Origin of the sequence: Desulfosporosinus acididurans, assembly GCF_001029285.1 — a bacterium.
In the GTDB taxonomy this organism is placed as follows: Bacteria; Bacillota; Desulfitobacteriia; order Desulfitobacteriales; family Desulfitobacteriaceae; genus Desulfosporosinus; species Desulfosporosinus acididurans.
In genome coordinates this window covers 148,247-166,725 of record NZ_LDZY01000005.1, presented here as the reverse complement: position 1 = coordinate 166,725, position 18,479 = coordinate 148,247, and the positions used below count along the sequence as shown (strand labels likewise).

The window sequence follows — 18,479 nt, the reverse complement described above, 5'->3', positions numbered from 1 at the left end:
GGGGACCCACTCCCACTTAAAGAAGTGGGAGTCTTACGATTGGATAAATGAATATAGTCTGTAATTAAGTGACAATTTCTATGAAATTGAGATTTAGCAATTTTTGCTTTAGTAAAGGGAAGGGATTAGAGTGCGCTTTTTAACCGCAGGGGAATCTCACGGCCAAAAGTTGATAGGGATAATTGAAGGACTTCCCTCAGGAATGACGATTTCTAAAGAATTAGTCGATCAGGCCCTAAAAAAACGGCAGCAAGGTCCGGGACGCGGGGGACGGATGGCTATTGAACAGGATCAAGTCCTTTTTATTTCTGGAATGCGGGGCGGATTGAGTACCGGCGCTCCTCTGGCTATGGAAATTTTGAACCGCGATTGGGAAAACTGGGAGAAAATCATGACCTCGGAGGAAAAGGCAGATTTAGAAAGCCGTAAAGTGCTGACCCCGCGTCCAGGTCATGCTGATTTGACAGGGGCTTTAAAATATCATACAGAAGTAAGGAACATCCTGGAAAGGGCGAGCGCTCGCGAGACGGCTATGCGAGTGGCAATCGGGAGTGTTGTAAGGCAAGGCTTGTCCCAATTAGGAGTGGAAATTCGGGGGCGAGTGACCGCTGTTAGTGGTGTTCATGCCAAATTATCGGAAGATGATGGGTATTGGCAGCGTGTTCAGCAATCAGAATGGTCGGTGGGAGACCCTGAGGCCGAACGCCAAATGGGGGAACGTCTTCGGGAAGCTCGTGAGCAAGGAGAATCCTTAGGAGGCCTGTTAGAAGTCCAAGTCCTTCATCTTCCGGCAGGACTTGGTTCACATGTACAATGGGATCGTAAACTTGACGGAAGATTAGCTCAAGCTGTTCTTTCCGTACAGGCTATCAAAGGAGTCTCCTTTGGTATAGGCTTTGATGCCGGAGAAAAAATGGGTTCCTTGGTGCATGATCCAATAGGATATCAGCCGGGTCAAGGCTTTTACAGGGAATCAAATCATGCCGGAGGAATTGAAGGAGGGATGAGCAACGGAGAGGCAATTGTCCTCCATGCTGTCATGAAACCAATTCCTACTCTCTATAAACCGCTAAATTCTGTTCATCTTGAAACAAAGGAAATCGTCAAAGCAAGTGTGGAGCGCTCTGATGTTTGTGCAGTTCCGGCAGCTTTGGTGGTTTTGGAACATGTCGTCGCATGGGTCATTGCAGAAGCAATTTTGGAAAAATTCCCAGCAGATAGTTTTCCGGAGTTAGAAACCGCTTGGCAGACTTATAAAGAATATCTAAAGAATATTTGAAAATACAGGGAGAGAGGAAGAAGCTCCATGAGAAACATCGTTCTCATTGGATTTATGGGAACCGGCAAAAGTACAGTTGGCCGGCGCTTAGCTCAGGCACTGGCATGGAATTTTGTCGATACGGATGCTGAAATCGGAGAAGTAACCGATTTAAGTGTGAGTGAAATCTTTCGGCGTTATGGAGAGACCCGCTTTCGATCCGAAGAAAAGATCGTCGTTGCACGGCTGGCTCAGGAGGAGGCACTTGTTATAGCTACAGGCGGGGGGACAGTATTGAATTCGTCAAATTGGGGGATTCTGGCGGAACACGGAGTTATCGTTAGCCTGCACGCCTCCTTGGACGTGATTTTAAACCGAATTGGCCATAAAAATGACCGCCCGCTTCTCAGAAGTTCTCATGAAGAAATTGAAAGATTATTTCTGGAGCGACAGCCGTTTTACGAAAAGGCCGATTTTACCATAGATACTACATTTAGAACTATTGATGAAGTGGTGGGCGAAATCCTGGCTCACCTGGGAAGGATGGCTATCCATGAATTTACCAGAAGAAATTGAGGTCGCGGCGAAACAGAGTTATCCGGTTTATCTAGGAGCTGCGCTGGAAGAGTTAGGAGATTATTTGCAGTCTCTGCCCGATAAAATCCAACATATTCTTGTCATCTCGCATAAGAAGGTCTCAGATCTTTATCTGGAACGGCTTGTGAAGGGGCTGGAAGATTACCGCGTTGATTTGTTAACCGTACCGGAAGGGGAAGAGGAAAAGTCTTTGGAACGTCTGAGCCGGCTGACAACAGCTGCTCTGGACTGCGGTGCAGATCGCAAAACCTTAGTTATTGCCTTAGGTGGTGGGGTTATCGGAGATTTAGCTGGTTTCTTTGCCAGTGCATTCATGCGAGGCATTCGTTTTCTTCAAGTTCCTACAACGTTATTAGCTCAGGTAGACAGCAGCATTGGTGGTAAAGTTGCCGTCAATCATCCGGCGGGAAAAAATATTCTGGGAGCCTTTTATCCGCCGCTGGCTGTTTGGACAGATTTTTCGACGTTAAATAGTTTGCCTTGGAATGAAGTCGAAAATGGCTTGGCGGAAAGTATTAAACATGCTTTGATAGATGATGAGGATCTTTTTGCTTTTTTTGAGACTCAGGCCGATAGTATCAGGCAGCGAGATCCCGCAATTTGGCGTGAGATGGTAACACGGTCCACTTCAATTAAAATCAGGATTGTATCTCAAGATGAACGGGAACAAGGTATTCGTCGTTTATTGAATTTAGGACATACTTTTGGACATGCTTTAGAAACGGAAATGAATTATCGAGGCGTGACTCATGGTCAAGGAGTCAGCATAGGTATTGTTGCAGCATCTTATCTGGCCAATGCAAAGGGATCTCTCACTTTGACTGAGGTCGAAAGAATTAAACAACTGCTTCAACGTTATGATCTGCCGACGTCGATTCAAAAACAAGATCCTCAAACCTTGCTGCGGCGAATGCAAACGGACAAGAAAAATCAGGGGGGCCGTAAAATCCTTGTTCTTCCCCAAGGAATCGGGCAGGCAGTGGTTTCAGAGGATTGCACGGATGAGGAGATTCTGGCGGCTTGGCATAAAATTATTGTGGAAAACAATTAGACCGTGAAAGTGAACTTGGGAACCACTCCCACTTGTAGAAGTGGGAGGAGATTCGGCTGGGATTTTAATTCCTAGTCGGATCTTTTTGTTTATTCTTGCTAAAATGTGACGCTAAATTGTAGATGTAGTAGGAAAATGAAAAAGAACCATTAATATACATATAATGGATAAAGATGTGTCGGCATCTAAAGGAGATTTAAAATAGATAGAGAAGTTTAAATGAAAATCGAGGTAATTTGAGGTAATCCTCGATCTGAAGGGACGAATAACTTTGAATAGAACTATGACACTAAAAAGAGTGAAGAATGTACAAATGGGTTTTACCCTTTGGGAACTGATGGCTGTTCTTTGTTTAATGGGAGTTCTCCTAGGTGCAGCTGTTCCTCACTTTTATTCGTCTTCAAACTTTGTAAGATCAGAGGCCGATCTGGCTAATCGAGAAGAAATTGAAGGTGCCGTTCAGTTATATCGAATTGATATCGGAACCTTTCCCGTCAGTGTATCTGATTTAGTCAATTTGCCTGATAACATAAAGGGATGGAGAGGGCCATATTTGCCTGAAATTCCCGTAAATCCGTTTGATCCTAAGGTGGACTATCAAATCGACAAACTTGGGCAGGTCGTAACTATCAGTAATTGGTGATAAATAATGAGTGATAATGAAACACGTAAGGTTTTAAGGGATATGATTAATTAGCAGTCGAGTTCGGAAAAAGAGAGTTTGCAGACTATAGGGAGAAGGAAGGTTGATAATGAAGTAACAAGAAAACTAAAGAAGGGAAAATACAAATCACGGGAAGGTGGTAAGACGAGAGATTATCGTTATTTTCAGGGTTATATTTTGTTGGATGTTTTATTGGCAGTATTCCTTTTTTCTTTAGGGTTTGCCACTCTTTATGGATTATATGAAAGAGCCTTAGCCGAAGCGCATCAGTCCTTATCCCTAATGGAAGCCGCAAATTTAGCTCAAATGAAGATGGAGCAGTTAGCGGCTCAAGGCTGGAGAGAAAATATCGACGCACAGCGTTGCCTGCCGGGAAGAACAGTAGAGGGAAATGAAGGAAACTTGCAGTGGCGGATCGATTCCAACTGGGATGATATCCCCCAATTATTGAGAGTTAAGGTGAACGTGCACTGGATCGAAAGAGAAACTTCAGAATACTACCAAATAGAGAGCTTATTTGAGGTTGAATGAAGTGAAAAAAGAAGACGGCTTCACCCTTTTGGAGGTCTTGAGCGGATTGCTGATTGCAGGCATAATTTTAATTACTGCCTTAAATCTTTTGGAAGGTATGTGGAAAGGATCACTTACTCTAAAAGGCCAATTAGAGGCCCAATATGCCCTTATGACAGCCGGTAGAACAGTGAGCGATGAGATTCGGCGGGCAAAAACTGTCCAATGGGACAAAAATGCTTGTGAATTGAAGGTTTTGCCGCCAATAGAGGAGGAGAATCCTTCACAAATTGCCGATTCCTATTTTGTGGCTGATTTGGATTACGACGGAATAAAGGATCTCTATTGGAAACATATGGGTGTACCTCAGCCAATTGCGAGCTTCGTGACCGGTTGGGAAAGCGTGGAGGTGGAACCGGGATTGTGGGAAATAATTCTAAAGGTGACTGTCGACAAGCAGAGTGTCACGTCGAGGCAGGTTATTCGGCAGCGTGTTTATCCCAGCGCATCTTCACAAAGTGCTGCTCCAGAGGCTTTGTAAGTCCACTTGTACTTTTGCTTTTAGTTTCCTTTTCGGGATTGGGAATGGAAGTGTATTTGAAAGCAAATTTAGAAAAGAGAATGGTCAGAAGAGATACCCAGAGCCGACAAGCGCTTTATATGGCTGAAGGAGGAATCGAGTGGGCGAAGGCTCATTTGCTGTCTGATTTCGGACTGCGCCGTGGAGAGGTAGTATTTGACATGGGGCGGGCGGCTATCTCCATCGAGAGCAGCGGAGGTGACTATAAAGTCATTTCCGAAGGGCGTTCAGGTCTAGCCGTTCGTAAAGTTGAGGAAATCCTGCAAGAGAAAACTGGGAAATGGATTGTTAAAAGTTATCAGGAGTTACATCAGTAATTATGAAACAAGCAAAGGAATTCGTTCGATATCTCAGGGGCTCTAGGAAATTCAATGCTTATTCAGCAAACAAAACTAACGATAACAACAATAGTGAAGAGTATCTTCAGAAAAAAGTTCTATCCCAGGAAATATTCAATGATGACTTGCGTCGATATTTGGGTATACCGGAGATTTCAATGACTCAAGTCGTAGTTGACCCTGAGGCTGTTAATTTAATTCCTGAAGAAATAGCACGCCGTTATACCCTTATGCCTTATCAGCTTCTGGAGAAAAGCTTAATGGTCGCAATGGCTGACCCAATGGATGAAGGGGCTCTTCGTACCATTCGTATCATTACCGGCATGGACGTTGCTCCGGTTTATGCTCGAGAAGAAGAGATTAGAGCTGCGATTCGCCAGTATCTTACCGTAGAACAATCTGTGGCTCAATTGACGTATTTAATAGGTCAGACAGATAATGAAGCGATTGCGGAAAAAGGATCAGGAGAATCCAACGGTTGGGAAGAAGATGCCCCAACGCTAAGATTTGTTTACTCAGTGCTTCAAGAGGCGGTGATCGAAGAGGTTAGTGATATTCATTGGGAACCACGTCAGAAGGATTTTGTCGTTCGTTATCGTATTGACGGTAAACTGCTTAAAAAACATGTTCTTTCGGGATCAACAGCGCGCACGATTATATCTTCACTGAAAGTAATGGCCAATATGGATGTTGCAGAACGACGGATTCCCCAAGATGGACGAATGACCTTCAGCGTCGGCACGCGGCGGGTAGATTTGCGCATGTCTTCCCTACCGACGGTCTACGGAGAGAAAATTGTCGTTCGCGTCTTAAATCCTGAAATGGCCCAACGTTCCTTAGAAGATTTGGGCATGCGTCCGGAGGTTAAAGCTGGGGTTCAAGGGTTATTAAAGTATCCCAATGGCCTGATCTTAGTCGTTGGACCGACGGGAAGCGGCAAAACGACAACCCTTTATGCTCTTCTTCGCGAGTTAAATGCGGAGGAGCAAAACATTATTTCTATTGAAGAGCCCGTAGAATATCAACTTCCGGGAATTAATCAAGTTCAGGTAAACCTGCCGGCAGGACTGACTTTTGCCGTCGGTTTGAGGCATATCTTGCGTCAGGATCCAGACGTGATTATGATTGGCGAAATTCGCGACGAAGAATTATCACGTATATGATGACACTGAAGAATATGCTTTTTCCTGTGGGAATTTTGGGAAAATCTTTAATTCAAAATCGTCCTCATGTTGACTCTTTGATTTATTGTAGACCACATAATCCAAAAGCAACTTTAGTAACTCATTTTTCTTAGTTGCATCAGCTGAGGAACAATAAATGTCAATGGCCCGCCTAGCTTCCGGAACAATGTCCTTTGGTAAACTAACTTTACTGCGGTCTTGTTCAAGCTGGCTAGTCAATTTCTCTATTCTAGCGCGTGATTCTTCCAACTTATCTAGTAGTACCCTCGAGCGTTCAAGAAAATCTTCCTTGGTATAGATGCCTTGTTCCAATAAATCATGCAAACTGCTTTTTTGTTTTAATAGTAAGTTGTGTTCCTTATTCAGCTTATCTAATGTTTTTTCAAGAAAGTCTACTTGTTTGGAACGCTTGGCGGTTTCGCTTTGCTGCTTTAATTTTACTTCATATTCTGCCAGCCATTTACTTAACGCGTCCATTACCTTCTCTTCAACATAACGGGTCTTTGCCGCTTTAGTTTGACAACCACGTGTTCTGCATTTCATATACTGATCTCTTTTCCCCTGAGCGGAAACCATAGTCTTACCACATAAGCCACACTTAACTAACCCTGCTAAGGGATTTGTGATGCCGTTGATAAGGTGATACGGCGGATGATGTTTCTTACCAATAAGTTCCTGAGCTATGCGAAATCGCTCAACTGTTACAAGCGGTTCATGTTTTCCAACGACAAAGACTATCTCATCGTCTTTGCGCTGAGTAGATTCTGTTTTAAACCCCGGCTTCGTTGATTTTCGCTTATCCTTTTTCCCCCAGCGCATGAATCCGGCATATGTCGGATTTCTTATTATATCTGATACTCTAGCGCTTGACCACAATTTACCGGTTGCAGATGGATACCCCATATCATTCAGGTAATTGGCAATCTTGCTGGATCCCATACGTTCGCTTAGATCTTCTCTCGTATAGATGTTGAAGATCATGCGCACTACAGCAGCCTGCTCCGAATGCGGAGTAAGGATACGACTACGGTCTATAATTGTAATCGTGTATCCGTAGGGGGGAATTGGGTTAATAAAGTTACCGCTTTCAACAGATGCCCTTCGTCCTCTCTGCATACGACGGGTTATGTATTTTAATTCCTTCGCCGCCATAAATTGCTCAAAATCAAAGAAATCCTCATCCCATTCATTGCAAAGATCATAAACCTTGCGCGGGGTTATGATCTTTGTTTTTGATTTTTTAAAGGTTTCTAAAATAATACCCTGATCTTGCTTATTTCCACGACCTAAGCGATCCACGTCCATGCAAAGAACTGCTGAATAAAGCCCTGCTTCAACCTCCCGGAGTGTTTCCATCATCTTAGGCCGATGTGATAGATGCTCTCCAGATTCTACTTCCCTGCGAATCTCAACAATATTCAATCCTTTTTCGCCGGCGTACTTAAGCAGATAGGCTTCATGCTTAGCAAGCGTCTCTCCCTCACCGCGTGCCTCAGCCTCTAGATCAGCGCGGGATTTACGTAGGTGCAATAGTACACGTTCATTTTGGATGGTCATCGGTCATTACCTCTTTTCGCGTCTGCTCAAAAAAGAACTAGAAACGTCCATTACCAATTACTGCATCCCACTCGAGTTCGTAGTTAAAATCTAGGTAGATGGAAAAATCAGGAATATTAATTCCTAAACGTTCTTGTTGTTTTTTTGATAGAATTCGAAGGTTATTCAATGGAACACCGTGCATATATTGAGTAAGCTCATATGATAAGCTTTTAATCCGAAGTTGAATAACTCTTTGAGTAACATGATATCTTTCCGCAAAATAGGTTAAATAGTCTATATGTAGGCGCTTATTGTTCATAATCCGATAAAATTGACAAACTTCTGGTATGAATTTATAGTACGGAACTAACATCTCAGCCGCGCCCTCATTTGCTTCCCATTCTAGATAAGTATCCCTAGGTATGGATAGGCATGTGTAAGTATTAATTGGGTGTTTCCAGAAATGCATTAATTCGTGCATGCAATCAAAATTTTGTTCACGTTCGTCCCTGCACGAATTAAGCCCTAAAATACTATGTTTTTCACCCTTCATTAAAATCCCACCAATTTTAGAGCTAGAGAAAACAAGCTCTTCGAGGGTAAGTTGATTATAATAACTTGCTATTATCTTCGAGTCAAGAGGATAGGAATCATAAAGATAAAGATTATTTCGTAAATTATTCACAAATGTATATAATTCAACTTTAGTCATGATATCTTCTATTTCCTCCTAGTTAGTCATTAGCTTTTTTAAAACGTTTATACATTTCGAATATAAGCTCCATATCCTCTTCAGGTATTCCCATTTCTTCGGCTTCTTTAGCCATTCGCATATATATGCCAGAAGGAATTTTATCTTGTATTTGATTAATTGAATCGCTTCTTCCCAAAAGATAGTCTGATGAAACACCAAAAATATCAGATAGTTCTTTGATGATATTTCCAGGTGGCATTACTCGCCCAGACTCATAATTAGCAATGTTAGATCGTTTCATATTAAGTTTTTCAGCTAATACATCCTGTGAGAACTGTTTTGCTTCTCTTTGCAATCGTATTCGCTTACCGGTAATTAGCTTTTGTTGTTCTTGATTCACGATTAATCACCCTTTTAAAGAATGTTCATTTTAAATGACGAAACACTATTGACGTTTGTTAAAATGACGTGTATTATAAATGTGTCAAATAAAATGACACTTCATAAAGAGGAGGTGAAAGTATGTCGCCTGAAAGCCGCAGAAGCAATTTCAAAAAACTTCGCAAACAGCTAAATGTATCTCAGAGAAAAGTCTCTATTGATCTTGGTGTCAGCGAAAATCACATTAGAAATATCGAAAGCGGGAGAGGTAACCCTGATATTAAACTCTTATTTAAAATGGCTATGTACTATAGAAAGACTGCCGAGGAACTATTTCCGGACCTTGTAGAAGAAGCAATGTCGCAAACAAAATTGAAAATTGGTTAATTACATTTTTTCCCTAACAGCAATATCATTATATACCGTCATTTAAAATAACGCAATACTAAATGATTATTTTTTTGCATTTTAACGTCATTTTAAATGACGCATCAAGCGATAAAGGAGGCGAATCTCATGTCACCCGAAGGAGCAATCCCTGATATGACGCTTAAAATTGGCAAAACAACGGTTTACGTCTTTGCTCCGGAAGATCAATCCCCAGAGCGGATCGCAAAGGTCAAAGCTGAATTCGAGAGGGCTTGTCAGCCCATCTTGTTGGAAATGGCAGAACGAAGCAATTTAAGTGAAAAAGTTAGTTAGGAGGATTTACATGAGTGATTTAATTCCAGTCGAATATCAAGGTCAAAGGATTTTACTTACATCCCAATTGGCTGAGTCGTATGGGACGGAAACAAGGAGAATTTCTGAAAATTTTAATGCCAATAAAGAACGTTACATCGAGGGGAAGCATTATTTTTTACTCCAGGGTGAGGAGTTAAAAGCATTTGGTAACCAATACGGAAATTCCGTATCAGTCGAAAGAGTATCCAAGCTATACCTTTGGACCGAAAAAGGTGCATGGCTCCATGCCAAATCACTCAACACTGACAAGGCATGGGAAGCTTATGAAATGTTGGTTGATGAGTATTACCGGATTAAGAAAAACCAAGTTAACACATCTATTCAAAACCTTAGCCCTCAACTTCAACTGCTCATCAATATGGAGCTGAAGCAAAAGGAGCTTGAAAAAGCAATCACCTCAACCAAAGAGGAAATCCAAGGAATTCGAGATGTGGTTGCCCTTAGTCCTAATAGCTGGAGGGAAGACAGTAAAAATCTAATCGTTAAAATAGCTCAAAAGCTAGGTGGCAATGAGTATATCAAAGATATTCGCTCAGAAAGTTATGAGCTGCTGAATACCCGCATGGGTGTGAGTGTAGAAGCCCGGTTAACAAATAAGCGTAGGCGCATGGCTGATGAAGGAATCTGTAAATCTAAACGTGACAAACTCAATGCCTTAGATGTAATTGCTGATGATAAGAAATTGATTGAGGGGTATATCGCAATTGTAAAAGAACTGGCAATCAAACACGGGATAACGCTTCAATCAGCTTAGTTTGTGAAAAAGCGGGTTATTCCATTGAGGGGAGGTGAAAAGCATGTATCGATCAGCTCAATTGGCTGGAATGATCATAAGACTACTTCAAAGTGAGAGCGTTTCGGATGCTAAGGAAGCTATAAAAGTTGCTGCTCAGATGATTGACCGATTCGCTCAAATTAACAACGAGGCCATAGAAAAAGGAATAGCCTCTTTGGAAAAAGAGGCCGAAACAAATTACTTATTGCCAAAGGATTTTATTTCTGAATTAGCACTTCACGTACGCGGGGAAGAAGAGTCTTAAAAGTTTCGATTGTTGATTCGTTGATAAGCTGATTTGGAACATTCATGGTCACGCTTGTGGTAGTCCTGATCGTCTGTTTTTGTACGGCTGCAACCGTCAAAATAGCAGCTACCACGGATGACGTGAAATCAATATCTTTTATTCCTTCCATATTATACACCTCCTCTCGTATGAATTGATGACCTTAGCAATCATCTCTTCGACATTTGGGACGAAAACCCTGTAGATAAAAGATGCTTAATAACTTTTTATGGGGTTGTGAAAACATTGATTTATCTCAAAACAAAAAAGCCTTTGCCACAAATGGCAAAAGCTCCAATGAAGGGAAGTGAGAACACGTCGAAATTAAATGCAGATGATCAGGTGCAGGGTGTCGGGATTTCGTGGGCAGGTTATTGGTATCGTCCTCACTGCCTATGCGTTGCACCGTCTGGGTTACACAAGCGAATTCACCCAGTTTGGCTCATAGTTGTCCTGGTGATGCAGGAGTTTCTATGAATTAACCCGATTTGCTACTATTGATTACTCAATAGTGGGGCAGTGCTACCCGATACCGCATGAAGTGCTGAAGTTGCTTTAACGGATTCAAGGATAGGTCCGATATTTTTAACCATATCAAGGGTCGGCTGAATACTCTTGAATAATTTAGCGGAGTCTTGGGCTGTCTTAAGAACTGATTGATTTAGATTCATGCTTGCCAACACTCCTTTGGGTTCTAGAACCGTCTCGCTTTCTGTACTAAGTAGGCCAACTGACTTCAGTGCGCTACTCATTTGTTACCGCACCGGCTTTTTGTCCGATACATCTGCACATTACTGTGCAGTTCAGCATATTTCTTCACCCTGCACCTGATCATCTGCATTTAGAAAAGTTTTCGACATAAAAGAGGGATTTCCTGTAAGTAGTTTGTGAAAACATTGGTATTGAGAGGAGGCGAAGTCTTGCAATTAGCGGCTTTCAAGGCGGTATGTGACATTGAACTTGGAGATAAAGTTAGGTTTGCTAGCACGATAATTGCCGAGGTCATAGACATTCGGACATTGCATTATCTAAGGTCAGGCAAGGTTGAGTTTGAATTTGAGTTGTCTCACATGCCTGGTTACTGGTTTAAGCGAGGAGATTTTGTTTATCCGATTAACTGAAATGGCATTCCGCGAAGGGAGGTGAGAGAGATTAGCAAAGAGTTTTACGGTGAGGTAAGCATCGTTGCAAGAATCCGCTTCGCTATTGAGGCGGAGAACGCTGAAGAAGCCGAGGAGAAACTGTTTAACGCTAACTGCCCAATGAGCTTGGTTGATGATAATAATAATCCTGTTTGCGAAATTTCTGAAATTGAATGGCATATGGTCGACAAAGCGTCGCAAGGAAATGTCCAAGAAAGTGATTTGGATGATTTCTATATCGAGGAAGAGTAATTTGTAAAAACGTTGGTATTGAAAGGCGGGGAAATAAGGTCAGTGTCATTGCAATTTGGTATTGGGATCTTGATAGGAGTTGTTGTCAAATTGATTTTCAATTATGTCAATAGCACACATAAAAGCAAATAGGGAAAGAACAAACAGAATTGTTGTAGAGGCAATAACAGCGACAGATAAAAAAGTTCCTGAGGGTATTTCCTTGCTGATTATTACTAAAAGTAGTGCACACGGAAAGCAGAAATAAAATTCACGTTTGATTTTATCAATTTGTTTCTTCGAATTATCAGATTCAATTTTAATATTATCACTACCTATAAAGATATATTGCAACCATTTGGCAACGTAGGTAGCAATCACACCGGAAATTATTCCAACAATCATATCATTCAAATGTTTATCCTCCCCGTACGAATTGATAGTCTGGACAACTACCAGCTTCGACACCGGAAAGGAAAACCCTGTAAATATATCACGAAAGTGAGGTGAGAGAAATAAAAATAGCGCGTGTATTTCCAAGAATAACAAAAGCAACTCCCACGGATGAACTGGTTTTCTATGGCTGCCCTCCAATGTTCATGCCGGATATAGACGAAGTTCACATTTCAGTGTCCTTCACATACGACATGAAGCAAGCAGAATGGTTAGCCAAACAATGGGAGATGACAGGGTTACCCGTGAAGATTGGTGGACCAGCCTTTGACGCTCCGGGTGGGGATTTCATCCCAGGAATGTATATCAAGCAAGGTTATGTAATTACGTCTCGTGGATGCCCAAATAACTGTTGGTTCTGCAGAGTGCCGGTCCGTGAGGGAGGGCAAATGAGAGAACTCGAAATTCACGAAGGCAATAACGTTCTTGATGACAATCTTCTAGCCTGTTCGGATAACCATATTAAAGCGGTATTTGAAATGTTAAAGCACCAGAAACTTGGTAGGCCAATGTTTACTGGAGGGCTTGAAGCAAAACGCCTTAAAGATTGGCACGTTAAACTCTTAAGAGACCTAAAGCCAAAAGAAATATTTTTTGCCTACGATACTCCGGATGATTACGAACCTCTTTTAGAGGCTGGGAAGAAACTTTTAGCGGCGGGATTTACAACAACCTCACAAACTCTTAGACCTTATGTTCTTATTGGATATCCTGCAGACACCTTTAATAAAGCAGAAGCTCGATTATTGGAAACAATCCGGGCCGGATTCGTGCCCATGGCCATGCTTTATAGAGACAAAGAGGGGAAAGTAAGTAAAGAATGGGAAAAATTTCAGCGGTTTTGGGCTAGGCCTGCAACAGTGAATTTAAAGATCAAGGAAATACAAAATTGTATGGTCTGAGTTGGTATTTCATTGAAAGGAGATGATCACCATGGACAAGCTCGGCATAGACAGCTTTCGCGGCAGTATATCCGATTTCAAACGCTATCTAAGAGCCCAGCGCATTCTCTTGGTAGCCGGAGTCATTGTATAAGGAGGCTTGATCAATGGTAGTTAAACAAGAAATCCCCGTGAAATGCCTGTGTGGACAAGCCTTGGAATTTCCCGATGGCCAGATCAAGTTGAAATGCCAGTGCGGGGTTGTTTGGAAACTTAGCTTAGGAGGTCGTTGGGAGGTTCGTAAAGTACCGTTTGTTACTCTTTTAATTTATTTGAAAAAGCGTGATCTTAACCATTATCAACGATTTATGCGGTGGAGATTAGGAAGGGCAGGATCAAAATGCTGAGAAAACTTCTGGCGATATTCCGCTGTGAAAAACAGAACTGTTTTGCGAAGCTGATGTGTTCAGGGAATACGGTGCGGGTTAATACTCGCAACGTCGTTTGGGGAGGGATAAGTTCAGAGATATGAGTCTAACGCACTTTTCCCTATTCACAGGAATAGGTGATTTGGATCTTGCGGCCGAAATGGCAGGATTCACAACGGTAGGGCAATGTGAGTTTGCAGATTACCCAACAAAAGTATTAGAAAAGCATTGGCCTAATGTACCGAGATGGAGGGACGTAAGAGATGTCACAAGAGATTCTGTTCGCAAACGTACCGGAGGGGATAAAATCACCGTCGTGTCAGGAGGATTCCCCTGTCAACCTTTCAGTATTGCCGGAGAAAAAAGAGGAACTGATGACGAGCGCTATCTCTGGCCGGAAATGTGCAGAATCATATCACAACTCAAGCCAACTTGGGTGCTTGGTGAAAATGTTGCTAACTTCGTCAACATGGCTCTCGAACAAACGTGTATTGACTTGGAAAGTTCGGGTTATGAAGTCCAACCGGTTATTATTCCAGCTTGTGCCGTCAATGCGCCGCACCAAAGAAAAAGAGTCTTTATTATCGGACATATTTCCGACACCGAGTGCAACGGACACCAGGGGCTTGAACGATTACAACAAGACGTTAGAACGATTGAAGAACGGAGAGCGAGCGCACTTAGGGCAGTTACCAAATTATTTGATGATGTTGATTGGAAGAAAAGGGCAGTCGAATCCGGTTTTCTGGGAGGAAATAATGGGATTCTCAATAGGGTGGACAGACTTAAGTGTTTAGGAAATGCAGTAGTTCCTCAGCAAGCCTACCCAATCTTTAAGGCTATAGCAGAGATAGAAAGGAGCTAGGTCTCCAGTTCATAACAGGATTAAGAGTTATGGGCTGAAGGGGATTAAAACAAAGGAGGAAAGAGCGATTGTGTAGTTGTCGAGAATGTAAAGGCGGTCTATGTAAGTGTAAACAGTGTGGGAATAAGGACCAATGCTTTTACTGGTATATCGATGTTTGCCGATGGCCGGAGATAAAGAAAAGACAGGAGGAAAAAGCGTGAGTATTAAGATAAATAAGCTCGAGATCGAAAATGTAAAACGTGTTAAAGCGGTCAAGATTGAACCGACAGCAAATGGTCTGACGGTAATTGGTGGTAAAAATCGGCAAGGTAAAACTTCAGTATTGGATGCTATCGCCTGGGCCCTAGGTGGTAACGCATATAAACCTTCAGAACCTCAGCGAGAAGGATCTGTGATCCCTCCTAATCTTCACATTGTTATGTCTAACGGTTTGATTGTCGAGCGAAAAGGCAAAAACAGCGATTTAAAGGTTATTGATCCTAGTGGTAATAAAGGCGGCCAGCAGCTCCTGAATGAATTTGCGGAAGAACTTGCTTTGAACTTACCAAAATTTATTCAAGCAAGTCCAAAAGAAAAAGCTAACACATTGCTTCAAATCATCGGAGTCGGTGACAAACTTCAAGAATTTGAGCGACAAGAAAAAGAACTTTACAACGAGCGCCAGGCCATCGGCAGGATTGCAGATCAAAAGAAAAAGTTTGCTAAGGAGCAGCCATACTTTCCAGAAGCACCGAAAGAGCTAATATCCGTTTCTGAGCTTATTAAACAACAGCAGGATATCTTAGCTCAGAACGGTGAGAACCAACGAAAACGGCTTAAAGTTGAACAACTTCGCAACGATCATAAATCATTAAGTGAAAGTATTAAGCGATTAGCAGATCAGCTAAGAGAACTTAAACAACAGCAAGACAATATTTACGCTGATCTAGAGATTGCCCAAAAGGACGCTCTTGATCTTCGCGATGAATCCACAGAAAAACTCGAGAGTAACATTGCCAACATTGAAGAGATTAACAGAAAGGTTAGGGCCAATCTCGATAAAGATAAGGCTGAAGAAGATTCCCGGGATTATTCTAACCAATACGACTCTCTCACAACTAAAATTGACGCTGTCAGAAAATCAAGAATTGATCTTCTTCAGAATGCAGACTTACCTCTCCCTGGGCTCTCTATAGTGGATGGAGAACTTACTTACAATGGGCGTAAATGGGATGGAATGTCCGGATCTGATCAACTCAGAGTATCGACTGCTATTGTTCGTAAGCTGAATCCGAATTGCGGATTTGTTTTGCTCGACAAGCTTGAGCAGATGGACCTCGATAGCCTTAATGAATTTGGTCGATGGCTTGAGCAGGAAGGACTTCAGGCGATAGCAACCAGAGTGAGTACCGGTGATGAGTGCAGCATCCTTATTGAAGATGGTTATGTCGTAGGCGCTGAGAAGGTAGCAGAAGAACCGGCTCCGGAAGCCCCAAAATGGAAGGTTGGTGAGTTTTAGAGATGATCGACCTCGATCATAAGGAAGTTATTCTTAGTCTTTTGGGATTTGTTAATAGACCAGGCATTGATAGGTTTATTAATTTTCTAAATGAATCCGATTTCTTTCAAGCACCATGTTCTACAAAGCATCATTTAGCAAAACCCGGTGGATTAGCTGAGCATAGCCTGCATGTTTACAATTTACTCTATGAAAAAATTAATCGCTTTGGATTAGAGGTGCCAAGAGATACGATAACCATTTGTGGCTTGGGACATGATCTATGCAAAGTTAATTATTATCAAGAAGGTGGAGACCCTTGCAGTGATGCTCAATATAACTATTTAAGTAATCTTTGGACTCAAAAGCAAAGTTTTTTTGAAGAAAGTAGCAAGGAAAAATTAGCCTCACTTCTCGATGAAAAAAATTTATTCGCTCGATCTATTCCCTCAGCTAAAGCAACAATTATAATCGATTGGCTTAAAAACAAACCGAATAATCCATTACCTGAATTGCCAGTTGTGTTTTCTGTAGCTGACAAGCTCCCCTTAGGTCATGGCGAAAAATCAGTTAGCATCTTACAAGATTTTATAAAGCTAACTGATAACGAAAAATTAGCAATCCGCTGGCATATGGGGGCTTGGGATCTTAGTGATTATTCCGGAAGATGGTCATTCAACAATGCTAATAAACTTACTCCATTAGTAGCTCTTTTAACTACAGCAGATTTTGAAGCAAGTAATATCCTGGAAAAGGAAGGAGAATAAATCTTGATTGATATGGAGATATCGCGCGGAAAGATTGTTAGTGCTCAAAAAGTTGTTGTTTATGGTCCAGAAGGTATTGGGAAATCAACTTTTGCATCATGCTTCCCGAATTCACTTTTTATCGATACAGAAGGAAGCACAAAGAAATTAGATGTTGCAAGACTTAAAAAGCCTACCAGTTGGTCTATGTTGCTTGAGGAAGTTAAGTTCATCAAAAATAATCCGCATAAATGCAATACTTTAGTTATCGACACTGCTGACTGGGCAGAAATTCTTTGCATCAATGAACTGTGTTCTAAATCTCATAAATCAGGCATTGAAGACTTTGGTTATGGTAAGGGCTATGTTTACCTGGCTGAAGAATACGGGCGCTTACTTAACCTCTTGGAAGAAGTCATTGAGGCTGGAGTTAATGTAGTATTCACAGCTCACGCTCAAATGCGGAAGTTCGAACAGCCAGACGAGATGGGAGCTTATGACCGATGGGAAATGAAGCTGCAAAAGAAAACAGCTCCCTTACTCCGTGAATGGGCTGATACAGTACTCTTCGCAAATTATAAAACTTACGTGGTTAATGTAGATGGTCAAGGAGTTCAGAGCGGTAAAAACAAAGCACAGGGCGGTAAACGTGTCATGTACACAACCCACCATAACTGTTGGGATGCTAAGAATCGCGACAATCTGAAGGATGAGCTATCATTTAGCTTTGATGAAATAGCTCATATTATCCCCGCGGGAGCAGCGATACAGAGTCCTAAACCTGCATTCGAAACACTACCTCCTAAGGACGAACCGGTTCAAGAACAACTCAAGGTTGATACTCCGCCAGTCGAGCCTCCAAAGCAGGATCCACCGAAAGAAGATCCTCCAAAACCAACCGAGCAGCCTAAAAACGATAAGCCGCAAATTGACCTAACTGGTGTTCCTAAGCCACTGGCTGACTTGATGGCTGCCAATAAGGTTACAGTCGAGGAAATCCAGCAGGCCGTATCTAGCAAGGGGTATTACCCACAAAATACACCGATCTCGAATTATGATCCTGAATTCATCAGTGGTGTTCTTGTGGGGGCCTGGCCTCAAGTGTTTAATATGATTGAAGCAATTAGGGATGATATTCCTTTTTAATTAACCAAATATCTTTCTAAACCAAAAAAGGAGCGAGAAACTAATGAATGAAGAACGCGAATTAGGATGGGACGATCAAATAGAACACGACGGTCCGGAGTTTGTAACATTGCCTGAGGGCGACTATGATTTCGAAGTTATTGAATTTGAAAGGGCTCGTCATGGGGGAAGTGATAAGCTGCCTCCTTGCAACAAAGCAGTTATTCATATCAAGATTCAAGGTCCGGAAGGCGTTGCAGTAATTAAGCATCAATTATTCTTACACTCAAAAACTGAAGGAATGCTCTGCGCTTTCTTCACGGCGATCGGCCAACGCAAAAAAGGTGAAAAAGTTAGCATGAATTGGAATGCCGTTGTGGGATACGGAGGAAGGGCGAAGGTCGGAATTAGAACCTGGAAAAAAGATGATGGCTCTGAAATGACTTTCAATGAAATCAAGAAGTTTTATGAGCCGCCTGAAGGTCCTCAGAATAGCCAAAAGGGATTTAAGGCAGGGAGCTTTTAGA

General features: G+C 42.0%; 26 protein-coding genes. 21 read left to right on the top strand and 5 right to left on the bottom strand.

The features are described 5' to 3' along the window. Positions 1 to 130 precede the first annotated feature (130 nt). The 8 genes from aroC to DEAC_RS08520 all read left to right on the top strand — a co-directional run bounded on the left by aroC (position 131) and on the right by DEAC_RS08520 (position 6,161). Positions 131 to 1,279, top strand: a complete 1,149-nt coding sequence (gene aroC, locus DEAC_RS08555) for a chorismate synthase (RefSeq protein WP_047809623.1) — start codon at positions 131 to 133, stop codon at positions 1,277 to 1,279. A 27-nt stretch (positions 1,280 to 1,306) separates the two neighbouring features. Then, complete coding sequence (locus DEAC_RS08550) at positions 1,307 to 1,834, top strand: shikimate kinase (RefSeq protein ID WP_047809622.1); 528 nt, start codon at positions 1,307 to 1,309, stop codon at positions 1,832 to 1,834. Then, entirely contained in the window at positions 1,812 to 2,906 is a 1,095-nt protein-coding gene (aroB, locus tag DEAC_RS08545; protein ID WP_047809621.1) for a 3-dehydroquinate synthase, read from the top strand. Before DEAC_RS08550 ends, aroB begins: the two co-directional genes overlap by 23 nt. A gap of 283 nt (positions 2,907 to 3,189) precedes the next feature. Beyond that, positions 3,190 to 3,549: a competence type IV pilus major pilin ComGC gene (locus DEAC_RS08540; RefSeq protein WP_047809770.1), complete on the top strand. Its 360-nt coding sequence runs from the start codon at positions 3,190 to 3,192 to the stop codon at positions 3,547 to 3,549. Between the two features lie 78 nt (positions 3,550 to 3,627). Then, complete coding sequence (locus DEAC_RS08535) at positions 3,628 to 4,101, top strand: hypothetical protein (RefSeq protein ID WP_345788155.1); 474 nt, start codon at positions 3,628 to 3,630, stop codon at positions 4,099 to 4,101. A 1-nt stretch (position 4,102) separates the two neighbouring features. Continuing rightward, complete coding sequence (locus tag DEAC_RS08530) at positions 4,103 to 4,621, top strand: PilW family protein (protein WP_242847103.1); 519 nt, start codon at positions 4,103 to 4,105, stop codon at positions 4,619 to 4,621. Between the two features lie 80 nt (positions 4,622 to 4,701). Beyond that, positions 4,702 to 4,977, top strand: coding sequence for a hypothetical protein (locus DEAC_RS08525; protein WP_083996014.1), 276 nt, complete (start codon positions 4,702 to 4,704; stop codon positions 4,975 to 4,977). Between the two features lie 2 nt (positions 4,978 to 4,979). Beyond that, positions 4,980 to 6,161 (top strand): GspE/PulE family protein, encoded by a 1,182-nt coding sequence (locus DEAC_RS08520; protein WP_083995991.1) that lies wholly within the window; start codon positions 4,980 to 4,982, stop codon positions 6,159 to 6,161. Here DEAC_RS08520 and DEAC_RS08515 read toward each other — a convergent pair. Genes DEAC_RS08515 through DEAC_RS08505 form a run of 3 tightly spaced genes read right to left on the bottom strand, consistent with a single transcriptional unit; the run spans position 6,150 to position 8,815 of the window. Beyond that, positions 6,150 to 7,739 (bottom strand): recombinase family protein, encoded by a 1,590-nt coding sequence (locus DEAC_RS08515; RefSeq protein WP_047809619.1) that lies wholly within the window; start codon positions 7,737 to 7,739, stop codon positions 6,150 to 6,152. The genes DEAC_RS08520 and DEAC_RS08515 overlap by 12 nt on opposite strands. 37 nt (positions 7,740 to 7,776) lie before the next feature. After that, a complete protein-coding gene (locus tag DEAC_RS08510) occupies positions 7,777 to 8,433 on the bottom strand; it encodes an ImmA/IrrE family metallo-endopeptidase (protein WP_047809618.1) in 657 nt (218 codons plus the stop codon). Positions 8,434 to 8,455: 22 nt separating this feature from the next. Beyond that, on the bottom strand, positions 8,456 to 8,815 hold the full coding sequence (locus DEAC_RS08505; protein ID WP_047809617.1) for a helix-turn-helix domain-containing protein: 360 nt from the start codon (positions 8,813 to 8,815) through the stop codon (positions 8,456 to 8,458). Positions 8,816 to 8,937: 122 nt separating this feature from the next. Between DEAC_RS08505 and DEAC_RS08500 the strand changes: the two genes are divergently transcribed. The 4 genes from DEAC_RS08500 (at position 8,938) to DEAC_RS08485 (ending at position 10,580) form a co-directional block, all read left to right on the top strand. After that, positions 8,938 to 9,183 (top strand): helix-turn-helix transcriptional regulator, encoded by a 246-nt coding sequence (locus DEAC_RS08500; RefSeq protein WP_047809616.1) that lies wholly within the window; start codon positions 8,938 to 8,940, stop codon positions 9,181 to 9,183. A gap of 129 nt (positions 9,184 to 9,312) precedes the next feature. Further along, the gene (locus DEAC_RS08495; protein ID WP_047809615.1) at positions 9,313 to 9,498 is read left to right on the top strand and encodes a hypothetical protein; all 186 of its coding nucleotides are present in this window, start codon (positions 9,313 to 9,315) and stop codon (positions 9,496 to 9,498) included. Between the two features lie 10 nt (positions 9,499 to 9,508). Further along, complete coding sequence (locus tag DEAC_RS08490) at positions 9,509 to 10,294, top strand: ORF6N domain-containing protein (protein WP_047809614.1); 786 nt, start codon at positions 9,509 to 9,511, stop codon at positions 10,292 to 10,294. Between the two features lie 43 nt (positions 10,295 to 10,337). Continuing rightward, entirely contained in the window at positions 10,338 to 10,580 is a 243-nt protein-coding gene (locus tag DEAC_RS08485; protein WP_047809613.1) for a hypothetical protein, read from the top strand. Positions 10,581 to 11,095: 515 nt separating this feature from the next. Here DEAC_RS08485 and DEAC_RS23505 read toward each other — a convergent pair. Then, positions 11,096 to 11,272 carry a hypothetical protein gene (locus DEAC_RS23505; RefSeq protein WP_161796429.1) on the bottom strand — a complete coding sequence of 59 codons (177 nt, stop codon included), beginning with the start codon at positions 11,270 to 11,272 and terminating at the stop codon, positions 11,096 to 11,098. Positions 11,273 to 11,521: 249 nt separating this feature from the next. Here DEAC_RS23505 and DEAC_RS08475 point away from each other — a divergent pair, with 249 nt between their 5' ends. Next, a complete protein-coding gene (locus DEAC_RS08475) occupies positions 11,522 to 11,722 on the top strand; it encodes a hypothetical protein (protein WP_047809611.1) in 201 nt (66 codons plus the stop codon). A gap of 21 nt (positions 11,723 to 11,743) precedes the next feature. Next, positions 11,744 to 11,995: a hypothetical protein gene (locus DEAC_RS08470; protein ID WP_047809610.1), complete on the top strand. Its 252-nt coding sequence runs from the start codon at positions 11,744 to 11,746 to the stop codon at positions 11,993 to 11,995. Between the two features lie 45 nt (positions 11,996 to 12,040). Here DEAC_RS08470 and DEAC_RS08465 read toward each other — a convergent pair whose 3' ends face one another. Beyond that, complete coding sequence (locus DEAC_RS08465; RefSeq protein ID WP_047809609.1) at positions 12,041 to 12,388, bottom strand: hypothetical protein; 348 nt, start codon at positions 12,386 to 12,388, stop codon at positions 12,041 to 12,043. Between the two features lie 92 nt (positions 12,389 to 12,480). On the opposite strand from DEAC_RS08465, the gene DEAC_RS08460 reads away from it, so the two are divergent. The 7 genes from DEAC_RS08460 to DEAC_RS08430 all read left to right on the top strand — a co-directional run bounded on the left by DEAC_RS08460 (position 12,481) and on the right by DEAC_RS08430 (position 18,478). Beyond that, positions 12,481 to 13,329, top strand: coding sequence for a radical SAM protein (locus DEAC_RS08460; protein WP_083995989.1), 849 nt, complete (start codon positions 12,481 to 12,483; stop codon positions 13,327 to 13,329). A 146-nt stretch (positions 13,330 to 13,475) separates the two neighbouring features. Further along, entirely contained in the window at positions 13,476 to 13,715 is a 240-nt protein-coding gene (locus tag DEAC_RS08455) for a hypothetical protein (protein ID WP_047809608.1), read from the top strand. A gap of 121 nt (positions 13,716 to 13,836) precedes the next feature. Beyond that, entirely contained in the window at positions 13,837 to 14,601 is a 765-nt protein-coding gene (locus DEAC_RS08450) for a DNA cytosine methyltransferase (protein WP_047809607.1), read from the top strand. Between the two features lie 199 nt (positions 14,602 to 14,800). After that, a complete protein-coding gene (locus DEAC_RS08445; protein WP_047809765.1) occupies positions 14,801 to 16,102 on the top strand; it encodes an AAA family ATPase in 1,302 nt (433 codons plus the stop codon). 2 nt (positions 16,103 to 16,104) lie between these two features. Next, positions 16,105 to 16,848, top strand: a complete 744-nt coding sequence (locus tag DEAC_RS08440; RefSeq protein WP_047809606.1) for a hypothetical protein — start codon at positions 16,105 to 16,107, stop codon at positions 16,846 to 16,848. 12 nt (positions 16,849 to 16,860) lie between these two features. After that, a complete protein-coding gene (locus tag DEAC_RS08435; protein ID WP_047809764.1) occupies positions 16,861 to 17,973 on the top strand; it encodes an ATP-binding protein in 1,113 nt (370 codons plus the stop codon). Positions 17,974 to 18,016: 43 nt separating this feature from the next. Further along, positions 18,017 to 18,478, top strand: coding sequence for a hypothetical protein (locus DEAC_RS08430; protein ID WP_047809605.1), 462 nt, complete (start codon positions 18,017 to 18,019; stop codon positions 18,476 to 18,478). The last annotated feature ends 1 nt before the right edge of the window (position 18,479 follow it).

Bases quoted from the DNA above. Each gene is read 5' to 3' on its own strand.
- DEAC_RS08440 (WP_047809606.1), top strand. From the start codon at position 16,105: ATGATCGACCTCGATCATAAGGAAGTTATTCTTAGTCTTTTGGGATTT.
- DEAC_RS08540 (WP_047809770.1), top strand. From the start codon at position 3,190: ATGACACTAAAAAGAGTGAAGAATGTACAAATGGGTTTTACCCTTTGG.
- DEAC_RS08525 (WP_083996014.1), top strand. From the start codon at position 4,702: ATGGTCAGAAGAGATACCCAGAGCCGACAAGCGCTTTATATGGCTGAA.
- DEAC_RS08455 (WP_047809608.1), top strand. From the start codon at position 13,476: ATGGTAGTTAAACAAGAAATCCCCGTGAAATGCCTGTGTGGACAAGCC.
- aroB (WP_047809621.1), top strand. From the start codon at position 1,812: ATGAATTTACCAGAAGAAATTGAGGTCGCGGCGAAACAGAGTTATCCG.
- DEAC_RS08520 (WP_083995991.1), top strand. From the start codon at position 4,980: ATGAAACAAGCAAAGGAATTCGTTCGATATCTCAGGGGCTCTAGGAAA.
- DEAC_RS08550 (WP_047809622.1), top strand. From the start codon at position 1,307: ATGAGAAACATCGTTCTCATTGGATTTATGGGAACCGGCAAAAGTACA.
- DEAC_RS23505 (WP_161796429.1), bottom strand. From the start codon at position 11,272: ATGAATCTAAATCAATCAGTTCTTAAGACAGCCCAAGACTCCGCTAAA.
- DEAC_RS08435 (WP_047809764.1), top strand. From the start codon at position 16,861: ATGGAGATATCGCGCGGAAAGATTGTTAGTGCTCAAAAAGTTGTTGTT.
- DEAC_RS08490 (WP_047809614.1), top strand. From the start codon at position 9,509: ATGAGTGATTTAATTCCAGTCGAATATCAAGGTCAAAGGATTTTACTT.
- DEAC_RS08430 (WP_047809605.1), top strand. From the start codon at position 18,017: ATGAATGAAGAACGCGAATTAGGATGGGACGATCAAATAGAACACGAC.
- DEAC_RS08495 (WP_047809615.1), top strand. From the start codon at position 9,313: ATGTCACCCGAAGGAGCAATCCCTGATATGACGCTTAAAATTGGCAAA.
- DEAC_RS08450 (WP_047809607.1), top strand. From the start codon at position 13,837: ATGAGTCTAACGCACTTTTCCCTATTCACAGGAATAGGTGATTTGGAT.
- DEAC_RS08500 (WP_047809616.1), top strand. From the start codon at position 8,938: ATGTCGCCTGAAAGCCGCAGAAGCAATTTCAAAAAACTTCGCAAACAG.
- DEAC_RS08510 (WP_047809618.1), bottom strand. From the start codon at position 8,433: ATGACTAAAGTTGAATTATATACATTTGTGAATAATTTACGAAATAAT.
- DEAC_RS08515 (WP_047809619.1), bottom strand. From the start codon at position 7,739: ATGACCATCCAAAATGAACGTGTACTATTGCACCTACGTAAATCCCGC.
- DEAC_RS08485 (WP_047809613.1), top strand. From the start codon at position 10,338: ATGTATCGATCAGCTCAATTGGCTGGAATGATCATAAGACTACTTCAA.